This is a genomic window from Arthrobacter nitrophenolicus, assembly GCF_000332815.1.
GTDB classification, from domain to species: Bacteria; Actinomycetota; Actinomycetes; order Actinomycetales; family Micrococcaceae; genus Arthrobacter; species Arthrobacter nitrophenolicus.
On record NZ_AOFD01000019.1, the window covers coordinates 1 to 13,888 of the forward strand.

Annotated in this window: 6 protein-coding genes, 2 tRNA genes and 3 pseudogenes; 3 read left to right on the forward strand and 8 right to left on the reverse strand. The window is 66.7% G+C overall.

Features of this window, described 5'->3' with window-relative positions:
* Positions 1-191 precede the first annotated feature (191 nt).
* Positions 192-983 carry a PspA/IM30 family protein gene (locus G205_RS08735; protein WP_009357675.1) on the forward strand — a complete coding sequence of 264 codons (792 nt, stop codon included), beginning with the start codon at positions 192-194 and terminating at the stop codon, positions 981-983.
* A 97-nt stretch (positions 984-1,080) separates the two neighbouring features.
* A complete protein-coding gene (locus G205_RS08740; RefSeq protein ID WP_009357676.1) occupies positions 1,081-2,508 on the forward strand; it encodes a cryptochrome/photolyase family protein in 1,428 nt (475 codons plus the stop codon).
* Positions 2,509-2,514: 6 nt separating this feature from the next.
* Here G205_RS08740 and G205_RS08745 read toward each other — a convergent pair whose 3' ends face one another.
* The 5 genes and pseudogenes from G205_RS08745 to G205_RS08765 all read right to left on the reverse strand — a co-directional run bounded on the left by G205_RS08745 (position 2,515) and on the right by G205_RS08765 (position 8,152).
* Positions 2,515-3,450, reverse strand: coding sequence for a cytochrome b/b6 domain-containing protein (locus tag G205_RS08745; RefSeq protein WP_009357677.1), 936 nt, complete (start codon positions 3,448-3,450; stop codon positions 2,515-2,517).
* Between the two features lie 139 nt (positions 3,451-3,589).
* Positions 3,590-3,663 (reverse strand) — tRNA-Met (locus tag G205_RS08750).
* 122 nt (positions 3,664-3,785) lie between these two features.
* Positions 3,786-3,859: transfer RNA gene (locus tag G205_RS08755), tRNA-Met, on the reverse strand.
* 122 nt (positions 3,860-3,981) lie between these two features.
* A pseudogene (locus G205_RS08760) lies at positions 3,982-6,958 on the reverse strand (UPF0182 family membrane protein).
* 167 nt (positions 6,959-7,125) lie between these two features.
* Positions 7,126-8,152: pseudogene (locus G205_RS08765) on the reverse strand (YlbL family protein).
* A 292-nt stretch (positions 8,153-8,444) separates the two neighbouring features.
* On the opposite strand from G205_RS08765, the gene G205_RS08770 reads away from it, so the two are divergent.
* Entirely contained in the window at positions 8,445-9,896 is a 1,452-nt protein-coding gene (locus tag G205_RS08770; RefSeq protein ID WP_009357681.1) for a zinc-dependent metalloprotease, read from the forward strand.
* Positions 9,897-9,923: 27 nt separating this feature from the next.
* On the opposite strand, the gene G205_RS08775 is transcribed toward G205_RS08770, so the two are convergent.
* From G205_RS08775 to nudC, 3 genes and pseudogenes are all read right to left on the reverse strand, one after another.
* Positions 9,924-10,547: a M48 family metallopeptidase gene (locus G205_RS08775; RefSeq protein WP_035752582.1), complete on the reverse strand. Its 624-nt coding sequence runs from the start codon at positions 10,545-10,547 to the stop codon at positions 9,924-9,926.
* Between the two features lie 41 nt (positions 10,548-10,588).
* Positions 10,589-12,722: pseudogene (locus tag G205_RS08780) on the reverse strand (ATP-dependent helicase).
* A 56-nt stretch (positions 12,723-12,778) separates the two neighbouring features.
* Complete coding sequence (gene nudC, locus G205_RS08785; RefSeq protein WP_009357684.1) at positions 12,779-13,801, reverse strand: NAD(+) diphosphatase; 1,023 nt, start codon at positions 13,799-13,801, stop codon at positions 12,779-12,781.
* Positions 13,802-13,888 lie beyond the last annotated feature (87 nt).

Consider the following 13,888-nt stretch of genomic DNA (forward strand, 5'->3'; position numbering starts at 1 on the left):
GGCGGCTGGGGCGGCGGAGACTTCGGCGGCGGCGACATGGGCGGCTGGGGCGGCGACTCCGGCGGCGGAGGCGACTTCTAGTACCGGCACGGACCTTGGCGCTGCCGGACACCCCGGCAGGCGCCCGGAAGCAGTACACCACTGTTTACGGATTTCAGTGGCCATCACAGAGCAGGACGAAAGGTAACACCATGGTTAAGCAGTCCATTTTCGGCCGTATCGCGCAGTTGGCAAAGGCGAACATCAACTCCTTGCTGGACAACGCTGAGGATCCGCAGAAGATGCTGGACCAGATGGTCCGGGACTACACCAACAACATCGCCGAGGCCGAGTCCGCCGTCGCCCAGACCATCGGCAACCTCCGGATGCTCGAAGACGACTACAACGAGGACATCAAGAACGCCCGTGACTGGGGCAACAAGGCCCTGGCTGCCTCACGCAAGGCCGATGAGTTCAGGGCCAGCGGCGACGCTGTTGACGCCGAGAAGTTCGACAACCTCGCCAAGGTGGCCCTGCAGCGCCAGATCGCGGCCGAGAACGAAGCCAAGGGTGCGGAGCCGGCCATCATGTCGCAGCGCGAAGTGGTGGACAAGCTCAAGACCGGCCTGGAACAGATGAAGGGCAAACTCAACCAGCTCACCAGCAAGCGCAACGAACTGGTGGCCCGGTCCAAGACCGCCGCTGCCCAGTCGCAGGTCCATGACGCGATCAAGAGCATCGACATCATGGACCCCACCAGCGAGGTGGGCCGGTTCGAAGAAAAGATCCGCCGCGAGGAAGCCAAGGTCCGTGGCCAGCAGGAACTCGCTGCTTCCAGCCTGGACGCCCAGTTCAACCAGCTTGAGGACCTCGGGGAACAGGTTGAAATCGAGGCCCGTCTGGCAGCCTTGAAGTCGGGTGGCGCCAAGCCCGCGCTCGGTTCCGGAAACAATTCAGCCGCGGCCTCCTCCACCGTGGAAGAGGCGGACTTCGACAAGCTCTGACAGACACCGGAAAGCACGCCGTCCGGTAGTGCGGAATAAGGGCCAGGACCATACAGTCCTGGCCCTTATTCCGTGCCCCGGTGTGTAGCGTGGTGGCATGGCTTCTTCCGACGAGACATCCCTGGTCTGGCTGCGCGATGATCTGCGGCTGGATGACAACCCGGCCCTGGCCGAGGCCGCCGGCCTGGGCCTGCCGATGACAGTGCTGTACATCCTGGACGAGGAGAGCGAGGGCATCCGTCCCCTGGGCGGCGCTGCCCGCTGGTGGCTGCACCATTCCCTCGCCGCCCTCGCCGCGGATCTTGAGTCCAAAGGATCGCGCCTGGTGCTGCGCCGCGGAAAGTCAGATGCCATCGTCCGGAAACTTGCCGGGCAGACGAAGGCCGGCCACATCTTCTGGAACCGCCGGTACAGCCAGCCGGAGCGCACCATCGACGCAGGCCTCAAGGACTGGGCAGGCGAAAACGGCATCCACGCCTCCAGTTTCCAGGCCAACCTCTTATTCGAGCCCTGGACCATCCGCACCGGGGCCGGCGGGCCGTACAAGGTCTACTCGCCGTTCTGGCGGGCCTGCATGGCCTCCGCCGACATCAGGGACCCCCTCGACGCTCCCGCCGCACTGCCGGAACCTGCCGCCTCCGGACCCGGCGTTCCCACGAGCGACACACTGGCCAGCTGGAAGCTGCTCCCCACCTCCCCCGACTGGAGCACGGGGCTCGCCGAAACCTGGGAGCCCGGCGAGAAGGGGGCAGCGGACCGCCTGGCGGACTTCCTGGACGGACCGGTCGAGGACTACGGCACCGGCAGGAATATCCCCGGCACGGAGGGAACCAGCCGGCTCTCGCCGCACCTGCGCTTCGGCGAGGTCAGCCCGTTCCGCGTCTGGCGCGAGATCCGCCGCCGCCATCCCGGAAAAATTCCGGCCGACGTCGGGATCTTCCGTTCAGAGCTCGGCTGGCGGGAGTTCAACTGGCACCTGCTGTACCACAACCCGGATCTGGCCACCCGCAACTTCCGGCCGGCATTCGACAACTTCCAGTGGGGCCGGGTGAGCCGCAGCGAACTAGCCGCGTGGCAGCAGGGGAAAACCGGCTATCCGCTGGTGGACGCCGGGATGCGGCAGCTCTGGCAGACAGGCTGGATGCACAACCGCGTACGGATGGCAGCCGCATCTTTCCTGGTGAAGAACCTCCTCACCGACTGGCGCATCGGGGAGGAATGGTTCTGGGACACCCTGGTGGACGCCGATGCCGCCAACAACCCCGCCAACTGGCAGTGGGTGGCCGGATCGGGTGCGGACGCCTCCCCCTATTACCGGATCTTCAATCCGGTCACGCAGAGCAAGAAGTTCGACGCGGATGGCAGCTACCTGCGCGCCTTCATTCCCGAGCTCCAGGGCCTCGAAGGCAAGCAGATCCACGAGCCTTGGACGGCGGGAGCGGACGGCTATCCAGCCCCGCTGGTCGATCTTGCGGAGTCCCGGGAACGGGCCCTGGACGCCTACCAGAAGCTCAAGGACGAATAACGCAGGTCAGCGGTTGCTGACCTTGCCCATCAGCGAAGCAATGGGCCGCAGGAAAAGTGGGCGGGCCAGGAACCAGGCGGCAACCATGACCGCCACCGAGGCGACGAACACCCAGAAACCGAACCAGCCGTCGTCGTCCCTGACGCCGTACATGTGGTTCAGGTTCCGCAGCGCACCAGTGGCCAGCACCAGGAAGACGTGGACCACGATGAAGGCAACGAAGTAGATCATCACCGGGAAGTGCACCGCACGGGCCCATTCGATGGGGTAGGCCTTGTTGAGCCCTGCCGCCTTTTTGGGCCAGGCGGAGGACATCCGCAGGCCCGTGATGAAGGCCAGCGGCGCCGCGATGAACACCGTGATGAAGTAGGTAAGGAGCTGGAGGGCGTTGTAGTTGATCCAGCCGTTTTCCGTGGGCCAGTCCAGTGACGCGTACTGCAGTGCCGCCGAGAGGGCGTTCGGGAACACGTCCCAGCTGGTGGGGACGATCCGCATCCACTGTCCGGTGGCGAACAGCAGCACCGCGAACACCACGCCGTTGAGGATCCACAGGGCGTCCAGCGTCAGGTGGAACCACAGCTCCAGGCTGATCTTGGTGGGGGCGTTCCGGGTCTTGATCAGGCCCTTGTTGTTCCGGGTCCAGTACCCGCTGGGACGGGTGGTGGTGCGCACCTGCCAGCCGGTGCGGATGATCAGCAGCAGGAAGAAGGCGTTGAGGAAATGCTGCCACGCCAGCCAGGCGGGAAAGCCGACCGGGGCATTCTCCGGAAGTTCCGAGTGGCCGGGATAGTCCGCCACGAAGGAGGCGACGGCAGGAAGCCCCATCAGCCCCTTGGCGGCCAGGACCACCAGGACAAGCGCGGCGAGGACAGCCGGTACGCCCCAGTAGAGGCGGGTCCGCTTGCCCGCGGCGGTGCCGGGCTTCTTCGTGGGTGTGGACATCGAGCAACATTCCTCTCGAGAATGACTGGCCAACTGCTCACTGCTGTGAGGCTCTGCGAAAGAGAATACTAGGAACTACCCGTGATGAAGGAAAAAGAAGACCCCGGCCGGCTGTCTGCCGGTCGGGGTCTCTCTATAGTTGCGGGGACAGGATTTGAACCTGTGACCTCTGGGTTATGAGCCCAGCGAGCTACCGAACTGCTCCACCCCGCGTCGCTGAATCAACACTACCCTATTTTCGCACCGCCATTTACCAACCCTGGTTTGCACACCTGGCAGCCGGGTTAAAGCAAGAAGGCCCGGACACTGTTTCCAGTGTCCGGACCTTCCGTCAGTTGCGGGGACAGGATTTGAACCTGTGACCTCTGGGTTATGAGCCCAGCGAGCTACCGAACTGCTCCACCCCGCGTCGCAAGAACTACTTTACCGGGAGGTGAACAGGCGGCCAAATCGAGACGGCGTGATCTCCGTTACGCCGGCCCGGCACCTCCGCCCGCAAAGGGGCAGGAAGGCCGGGCCGGCGTCGTCGGACTAGTTGCTGGGCGAAGGCGACGGCGACGCTTCAGGCGTTGCCGTGGAGGCCGGGGCAGGGCGTGGCCTCGGGGGCCGCGACCGGGATCTTGGCCTCGGCATCCACAGCCTTCTGGAGCGCTGCCGCAATCCGCTTCTGCGCCTCGCCGTAGGCCGCGAAGTCACCCGCTGCCAGCGCAGCCTGGCCGGCCTGGATCGCGGCGTTCGCCTCATCCAGCGCCGCCTTCAGCTCCGCCTTGGCGTCCGCTCCCCCGGGAGCAGCCGGTGCTCCCGGATCGGCCGGCGTCTGGCCGTTATTGTCCGAGTCGCCTGCGGCCGCGCCGGAATCACCACCGAAGAGTTGCTTCAGCGCCTCATCCAGAGTGGGAGCGAAGCCGACCTTGTCACCGAACGCCACCAGCACGCGCTGCAGCGTCGGGTAGGACGTCTCACCGGTGGACTTGAGGTAGACCGGCTGCACGTACAGGATGCCGCCGCCCACGGGCAGGGTCAGCAGGTTGCCGTTCAGCACGTCCGAAGCACCCTGGCGCAGCAGGTTCAGGGCCTGCGACACGGTGGGGTCGGAGTTGAACTTGTTCTGCGCCTGGCCGGGGCCGGGCACCTGGATCTCCGGCGGGATCTGCAGCAGCCTGAGCTTGCCGTAGCTTTCCGCCTTGACGCCTGCCTGGTTCCCCGCATCCGAGTCCGCCGCCAGGAAGCCGTAGAGGACGTTGCGGGCGTTTCCATTGACGATCTGCGGAATGAAGGAGGAGGTCAGCTGGAAGGCGGGCTTCTCCTGGTCCGGCATCTGCAGGGACATGTAGAACGGAGGCTGCTTCACCTCGGCGCTGGAGTCCACGGTGGGATCGTTCGGCACGCTCCAGACGTCCTTGGTCTGGTAGAACGTGGACGGGTTGGTCACGTGGTATTCACCGAGGAGCTGGCGCTGGACCTTGAACAGGTCTTCCGGGTACCGGACGTGGCTCATGACGTCGCCGGACATTTCCGAGTACGGCTTCAGGGAGGTGGGGAACACCTTCTGCCAGGCCTTCAGCAGCGGGTCCTTGTCATCCCAGGCGTACAGGGTGACGGAGCCGTCGTACGCATCCACCGTGGCTTTCACCGAGTTGCGGATGTAGTTGACCGTGCTGTTCGGCAGGGCCACGGCGCGGCCGGAGGTGGTCTGGGAGTCCGCGGTGGCGTCCGAGAGCTGTTCCTGCTGCGAGTACGGGTAGTACTGGCTGGTGGTGTAGCCGTCCACGATCCACTTGACGCGGCCGTCCACCACTGCGGGGTAGGCGTTGCCGTCAACCGTCAGGTAGGGGGCCACCTTTTCGACCCGTTCACGCGGGTTGCGGTCGTAAAGGATCTGCGATTCCGGGTTGACGCCGTCGGAGAGCAGCAGGTCGGAGGACTGGAACTTGATTGCGTACAGCACCTTGTTGAAGAAGCTGCCCACGTTGGGCCCGCCGTTGCCCTCGAACGTGTACTGGGTCTCGCCTTCGCCGGACGGACGGTCCTGCTCACGCGGCTGCGCACCGTCCGGGGCACCCACGATGGAGTAGTCGGGCGAGTACTCACCGAAGTAGATGCGCGGCTCGTAGGAGGAGTCGTCGCCCAGGACGCCGGTTGACGGGATGCCCGACTGCAGGAACTCCGGCTTTCCGTCCACCGTGAATTTGTTGCCCTTGGCCGCCACCACGCCGTAGCCGTGGGTGTAGACAACGTGCTGGTTCAGCCAGCCCTGCTGGTTGGTGGAGACGTTGGTGGGGTTGAGCTCACGGACGGCGATCACGGTGTCCTGGATCTGACCGTCCACCTCGTAGCGGTCAACGTTCAGCGATTCCGGGAACCGGTAGTAGGGCCGGTACTGCTCAAGCTGCGCGAAGGCGTCCGAAATCAGGTTCGGGTCCAGGAGCCGGATATTGGCGGTGGTCTGGGCATCCGGCGCGAGGGCGCCGGTAGTGGCCGTGTTGGTGGCGTCATAGCGGCTGACCTGGATGGCATCAAGGCCGTATGCCCTGCGGGTGTTGTCGATGTTGCGCTGGATGAATTCCTTTTCCAGCGTTTCCTCCGAAGGCCGCACCTGGAACTGCTGGATGACCCAGGGGTAGACGCCCCCGGCCAGGATGGAGGTGATGATCAGCATCGCCGTACCGATGACGGGCAGTCGCCAGCGTCCGATGACCGCAGCGACGACGAAGAGGATGGCCACCAGCACCGCGGCGACGGCCAGGATGGCCTTGGTGGGAATGACGGCGTTGACGTCGGTGTAGAGGGCACCCGCCCACCGCCCGTTGTTGCTCTGCACGGCCGAGTAGCGGTCCAGCCAGAAGTTCACGCCCAGCAGCACCAGGAATGCGGCACCGGTGACGGCGATGTGGATCTGGGCCGCCCGGCTGGTGAAAACTCCGCGTTCCATCAGGCGGATGCTGCCGTACAGGTAGTGCGTGAGGATGCCCGCGATGCCGGCGATGACCACCACGCTGATCAGGAAGCCGGTGACGAAGCCGAGGAAGGGCAGCACCATCAGGTAGAAGCTGATGTCCAGGTTGAACTGCGGATCGGTCTGGCCGAAGCCCTCCTGGTTGAAGAACAGCAGGACCTTCTGCCACTGGCTCGCGGCGGCGCTGCCGGCGAAGAGGCCGAAGAGAACGGGCAGGCCCACCATCACCACCCGGCGGACGGGTTCCAGCTGCGCCTGGTAGCGGTTGAGGTTGTCCCGGATGTCGGAGTCCGGAGCGTATACCGGCCTGGCGTGGTAGGCGATGCGGATGGCGAAGAATACCGCCGCGAACATGATGGCGAAGCCGGCCGCGAAGATGGCGATCCGGACGAGGTTCTCCGTGACGAAGACTTCAATGAACCCCAGCTGCTGGTACCAGAGGACGTCGGTCCAGACGTTCGCGAAGAAAATGAAGCCCACAACCACGAGGGCAACAACAATCAGGGTGGGCGTCAGTGCGCCGCGCCGGGAAGGGGGTCTGCCTGTGGACATGGTGCTGGCGGGACGGGACAAACTGGGTACCTCATAGCTGGTCGTCAGATATTTGGAGCGTGCGAGCGGGCGGTGGACTCCGCCGGCCAACGGCTGGTTTTGTCCGCCATATATTTGCCACGAGTGGCGGTAAAGCTTAGTTCCTCTTGAGTCTAGTTGCGCCCAGTCTAGTTGTTTGTGCAGGTGGGCAGGCCGGATGTGTCCTGGCCGCTGGCAGCACGTTCGACGGCGGCCCTCGCCTCCGCGAGGGTCTCCACCCGCACCACCTGCAGCCCGTCGGGGATGTTCCCGACGACCTCCCCGCAGTTGGCGGCTGGTGCAAGGAACAGCGTGGCTCCCCCGGCCCGGGCCCCGTGCAGCTTCTGCTCGATGCCGCCGATTGGCCCCACCGCGCCGTCCGGGGTGATGGTGCCGGTCCCGGCCACATGCTTCCCGCCGGTCAGGTCCCCGGGAGTGACCGTGTCGATGATGCCCAGTGAGAACATCAGCTGCCGAGGGGCCGCCCACCTTCTCGAGGGAAATCTCGACGTCGAACGGGAAGGTGAACAGGTACTTGAGCATGACGCCGAGGATGAACCTGCCCTCACTGTTGCGCTTCGGCGTGATCGTTTCAGTGACCTGCTGCCCGTCCCGTTCCACGACGACGGCGGCAGGGGCGCCGTTTCCGGCCGCCAGTTCCTCCTGGACGACGGACAGCGCGGTGATGTCCTTGCCGTTGATGGTCTTGAGGATGTCCCCGGCCTGGATCTTTCCGGCAGAGGCGGAGTCCTCGGAAAGCCCCGCCGCCTGGAGCTGCTGGCCGTACGGGATGTCCAGCTCATTGAGCGCGGAGGCCACCGCGTTCTCCTGCGACGTGGTCATGGCCACGGCGCTTTGTTCCTCGGCTTCCTGCCTGGTGGTGCCGGTGGGGTAGATCAGCTCGACAGGCTGGACCGCGTGGGTGGGATCGAGCCATGCCGAAAATGCACGGATGATGCTGACAGGACCGTTGGGGCCGCCGTCGACGTAGACGGTGGTGAGGTCGAGGTTGCCTGCCGCGGGATACGATTCACGGCCGGTCACCTTGATGACCGGCGTGCCTTGGCTCTGTCCCAGGGTGTTGTACGTGGGCCCCGGCGTCTCGATAACGTAGGGCACCGGAAGCGTGGCGACGCCGATGCCAAGGCCCAGCGCGGCCATCCCCGCCAGCATCATGGCGGACACCCTTGGGTGCCGGGGTGCCGCGCCCGCCCCGAAAGGTTCAGGGCCGCCGTCGTCCGCTGCGCCGCCGTCCTTCTCCCACTGGAAGGCGTCCTGCTGGAGGTCTGGGGCGTGGTCCTCGGAGGGGTGGCTGCCACGGGTTGTCGTCACCCTCCCAACACTACGCGGTGGCGGCCGGGTACAGCTCTTTGCCTACAGCGAACGGTACCGGAGCGCGGCAGACAGCCGGGGACAGCCGGGGTACCGTGAAGGTTGATTAACAGTCACACCGACGATCGGCGGGATCATGACCTCCAATCCACTTAATCCGTCCAACGGCGACGACACCCCCAAGGACCCGTTGACCGAAATGCTGCAGAACCTCATGGGCGGCAAGGGGATGGAGAACTTCGACCCCGCCGAGCTGGCCAAGGCTGCCGGGCTGCCCAATGACCCCAACCTGCTGGCCCAGATGTTCTCCCAGGTCCAGGCCATGATGAGTGCCCCGTCCGAGGGGCCCGTGAACTGGACGCTCGCACACGACAACGCCCGCCGGGTGGCCGCAAGCAGCTCCGACCCGTCGGTGACGTCCCAGCAGTCCCGCGATGTTGACGAAGCCCTGCGCCTGGCGGAGCTGTGGCTGGATCCCGTCACGGACCTGCCCGCCACCGGCCTGATCGGCCACGCCTGGTCGCGGGCGGAGTGGGTCGAGGCGACGCTTGGCACCTGGAAGCGGCTGACGGAGCCGGTGGCCAACAGCATCGCCAACGCGCTCTCCACCGCCATGACAGAACAGATGCCCGAGGAAATGAAGGCCATGATGGGCGGGGCCTCGTCCATGCTCCAGAACATGGGCGGAGCCATCTTCGGCATGCAGCTGGGCCAGGCAATCGGCGCCCTCTCCGCGGACGTGGTCAGCTCCACCGATATCGGCGTGCCCCTGGTCGACCTTGAGATGGCGCTCCTGCCTGCGAATGTTGCCGCCTTCGGTGAGGGCCTGTCCCTCCCCGAGAACGACATCCGGCTCTTCCTCGCAGTGCGCGAGGCCGCCCATGCCCGCCTCTTTGTCCAGGTTCCCTGGCTGCGCGGGCACCTGCTCGGCGCCATCGAGGCGTACGCCCGGGGCATCCACATCGACACGTCCCGCATCGAGGAACTGGCACGGGACCTCGATCCCAGCAACCCGGAAGGCATCCAGGAGGCCCTGTCCCAGGGCGTCTTCATGCCGCAGCGCACCCCTGCCCAGGAGCAGGCCCTGGAGAAGTTGGAAACAGCGCTCGCCCTCGTGGAGGGGTGGGTGGACGAACTGACTGCCGCCGCGACCGAGAAGATGCTGCCCTCCGCTTCGGCATTGCGGGAGACCGTGCGCCGACGCCGCGCCACCGGTGGTCCGGCCGAGCACGCCTTCGCCTCGCTGGTGGGGCTGGAACTGCGCCCGCGCCGGCTGCGTGACGCCGCCACCCTGTGGGCCACCCTGAAGGAAGAGCGCGGCATCGAAGGGCGCGACGCCATCTGGCACCACCCGGACCTGCTGCCCACGGCCGAGGACCTGGACGATCCCAAGGGCTTCAGCGGCCGGCGCAAACTGGCCGAGGCCAGCGACAGCGAAGTGGACGATGCCCTGCAGAAACTGCTCAACGGCGGTTTCGACACCCCGGCGCCGGACGCCGGCAAGGGAGAAGCAGCGGGCGGGGAAGAACCGGCCGGCGATAAAGAAACCAAGGACGACGACGGAGGCGACACCCAGCCGAAAGGCTGAGTTCCTTCGTGGCCGGGTGGGCCGCTGCTAGTCGGCGTCCCCCGGCCAGCCGTCCTGCTCCGGCCAGCCCTCCGGCTCCAGCCCTCCGCTGCCACCAGCTCCCCCGGCGGCGGCCAGGCCGCGGGCGGTGGCAAACGAAACGCCTTCCAGGAATGCCTTGGCGCGCTGGGTTTCCGGGTATGCCTCAAGCAGCTTCCAGAACGCTGCATTGTGCCCGGCCACCAGCAGATGGGCAAGCTCGTGCAGCAGGACATAGTCGATGACCCACTGCGGCATGGGACGGAGTTTGTCCGAGAGCCGGATGGTTCCGTCCGCGGGTGTTGCTGAACCCCACCGCGAGTTCTGGTTGCTCACCCACCTTACGGACGTTGGGACGGCGCGCCCGCCCAGGTAGCGTCCCGAGAGGTGGGTGGCGTGGGCGGCAAGTGCGGCGTCCGAGGCGGGTCGCCTCCGGCCGGAAGCCGCGCGCCGCTCCCCCTGCCGCTGCAGCTTGGCCAGCATGCGCCGGACCCACTCGGACTCCTGGGCTGCCGTGAACCGGGCCGGAATGGCGACGACGGCTGTCCCGTTCTCCCAGAAAGCCACCACGGTGCGGGTACGGCGGGCGGAACGGCGTACCTCCACCGGCGCGCCCTCCGCGGTGGTGGTCAGGGGCGCAACTGCCCGCCGGCTCCCTGCCGCGGCTCCGGGGCTCACAGGGCGGTGCTTTCGGCCAGGACCCGGAGCACGTCTTCCCCGTATTTCTCCAGCTTCGAAGGGCCCACCCCGCAAGTCCGGCCAGTTCCTCCAGCGACGCCGGGCGGGCCTCGGCGATGGCTGTCAGGGTGGCGTCGGTGAAGACCACGAAGGCGGGGATGTCCGCGGACACTGCCACTGACCGGCGCCAGTTCCGGAGGGCGTCGAAGGTCTGTTCCTCGTAGCCCGGCGGGCAGGCGTTGCAGCGTCCCACCTTGCGCTCGGCGCCGGTGGCAAGCATGCTTCCGCACACCCTGCAGACAGCGGGAGCGGCTGCCTTCCGGCGGGGAGCCGGACCCTTTCCGCGGGTGCTCGAGCTCGCCACCGATGCGGGCCGGAGCCCGTCAAGGAACCTGGACGGCTTGCGGTTGGCGCGGCCGCCGGGCGTCCTGGCCGTACTCCAGGACAGAGCAAGATGTTCGCGGGCGCGGGTGATCCCGACGTAGAGGAGCCGGCGCTCCTCGTCCACGGATTCCGGCGAGTCGGCGAAGGAGATGGGCATCAGGCCCTCGCTGAGCCCCACGAGGAACACGGCATCCCATTCCAGGCCCTTGGCGGCGTGGAGGGATGCCAGCGTCACCCCCTGGACTGTGGGCGCGTGCTGGGCCAGCGAGCGTTCCTGGAGTTCATTGACGAAGTCCACCAGGCCAAACTGCGGTCCCCGGTTCTGGACGAGTTCGTCGGCCAGCGCCACCAGCGCCGCCAGCGATTCCCAGCGCTCCCGGAGCGCGCCGCCGCTGTGTGGCGCGGAGTCTGTGTAGCCGAGGGAGGCGACGATGTCCCGGACCAGCTGCCCCAGCGGCTCCGGCGCATCGGCTTCGCTGGCTGCCCTGGTGGCAGCCCGGAGCTGGAGGATGGCGTCACGGACTTCCTTGCGCGCGAAGAACCGCTCGCCGCCGCGGAGCTGGTAGCCGATGCCGGCGGCGGCCAGCGCCTGCTCGTAGGCCTCGGACTGGCCGTTGGTCCGGAACAGGATGGCCACCTCGCTGGCGGGAGTGCCGGCGTCGATGAGGGCCTTGATCTTCTGCGCCACGGTGGCGGCCTCGGCTTCGTCGTCAGCGCATTCCGTGAACGTGGGCACCGGGCCTGCCGGCCGCTGCGCCACGAGCTGCAGGGGCGTAGCCCATGCGGCATCCGCTGCCGGTCCCCCGCTGCGCCGCGCCGCGAGGAGGTCGTTGGCCAGCTTCACCACCTGCGGGGTGGAGCGGTAGTCCCTGATCAGTTTGACCACACTGGCCTGGGGATAGCGCGCCTTGAAGTCCAGGAGATGCCGGGGCGATGCGCCCGTGAAGGAGTAGATGGTCTGGCTGGCGTCACCCACGACGCACAGTTCGTCGCGCCCGCCCAGCCACAGATCCAGGAGCCGCTGCTGCAGCGGTGACACGTCCTGGTACTCGTCAACCACGAAATGCCGGTACTGCTCCCGGACGGTGGCGGCAACCCGCTCGTCTTCCTGCAGGATCCCGACCGTGATCAGCAGGACGTCCTCGAAATCAATGACGTTGCGGTCGGTCTTGACATCCTCGTAGGCCTGGAAGACCCGGGCCACAGCCGTGAGGTCAAAGCCGCCCGGTGTACCCCTCCCCTGGGCGTTCTCCAGGTAGTTGGCAGGAGTCAGCATGGACACCTTGGCCCATTCGATTTCCGACGCCAGGTCGCGGATGGAGGCCCTGTCCGTGCTCAGCCGTAACCGCCGGGCCGCCTCCGCGAGCATCTGGGCCTTGTGGTCCAGGAGGTTGGGAAGCGAGCCGCCAACGGCCTGCGGCCAGAAGAACTGGAGCTGGCGCAGGGCGGCGGCGTGGAAGGTGCGGGCCTGGACGTTGCCCGCTCCAAGGTCCCGGAGCCTGCTGCGCATTTCGGCAGCGGCCCGGGCAGTGAATGTGACGGCCAGCAGCCGCTGCGGGGTATACACGCCCGAGTGGACGCCGTAGGCGATGCGGTGGGTGATGGCCCGGGTCTTTCCCGTCCCGGCGCCGGCGAGCACGCACAGGGGCCCGTTGAGGTGCTCGCAACCTCGCGCTGTTCAGCGTCCAGCCCGCCAAGGATCCGGTCCTCAAGCGATGCCGCCCCGTCAAAAATTTCTGTAGTCACTTCTGCTGCTTTTGTGTCTCGACTACCGCATGCTTGGAGTCTGGTGGATAAGGGATCTAGGCGCCGGCGCGGTCCTCGATCCGCCCGCCGTACCAATGCTCGATGAGCGCCCGTGCGATGGAGAGCCTGCTGGAAATGGTGATGTCACCCCTGAGCACGGCTTCCTGCAGTTCCTCCCGGCTGAACCAGCGCGCCCTGGTGACTTCCACGCCGTCGGGCGTTGCCTCGGCATCTTCGGTGACGGCGGTAAATCCAAGCATAAGGGAGGCCGGGAAGGGCCAGGACTGCGAGCCGAGATACTGGCAGGCAGTGACGCGTACTCCCACTTCCTCAAACACTTCCCGCACGACTGCCTGTTCCAGTGATTCGCCGGGTTCAACGAACCCGGCGAGGGTGGAGAAGTTCTTCGCGTCCACCGGGCCTCCGCCGCCCAGAAGCAGCCGCCCGTCGGGCCCCACCACGGTGACGATGATGGCGGGGTCAGTCCGCGGATAGTGTTCGGACGAATCTGCCGGGCAGCGGCGCATCCAGCCGCCGGCCTCCACCAGGGTGGGCGTCCCGCACCGCGGACAGTGCGTGTGGCCGGCATGCCAGTTGGCGATGGCGCTTGCCTCAACAAACAAGGCAGTGCCGGTTTCCGTCAGCCCTGCTGCTACATCACGGAATCCTGCCCAGGCGGCACCGCCCGGAATGCCCGCGGTGCCCGGCTCCACCGGCTCTGGCAGGACGAAAAGCAGCAGCTCCGTGCCGGCGGGAAGGTCGGAGCCCGGCAGGGCAGCGCCGAGGTAGATCATCAGCCCGGGAGTGGCCGAGACAGCTGACAGACCGTCCAGCAGGCCCTTGGCGCCGGCCATGAAAAGGTTCCCGTCCTGCACCAGTCCCTGCCGCCCGGACAGGACGACTGCCAGCGTGCCTGGTGCGGCCAGGAGTTCGTCCACCATCCCGGGCCGGGCCCGAACGGCCGATCCCCTGTCCACCAGCGCCGGCCGGACAGGAAGCAGGGTGTCCCGGAGGTGGTTGGCCGGCAGCAGCGCCGGCGCTCCCTGATGGACCGGTGTGACAGACTCCGCGTGGCTCATGCATCCACCGTACTGACATGGACCGACAATCCGCATTTCCGCCGTGGCCTTCCGCCCTGCGCTGGTATCCCCCATTTGCACCGATCT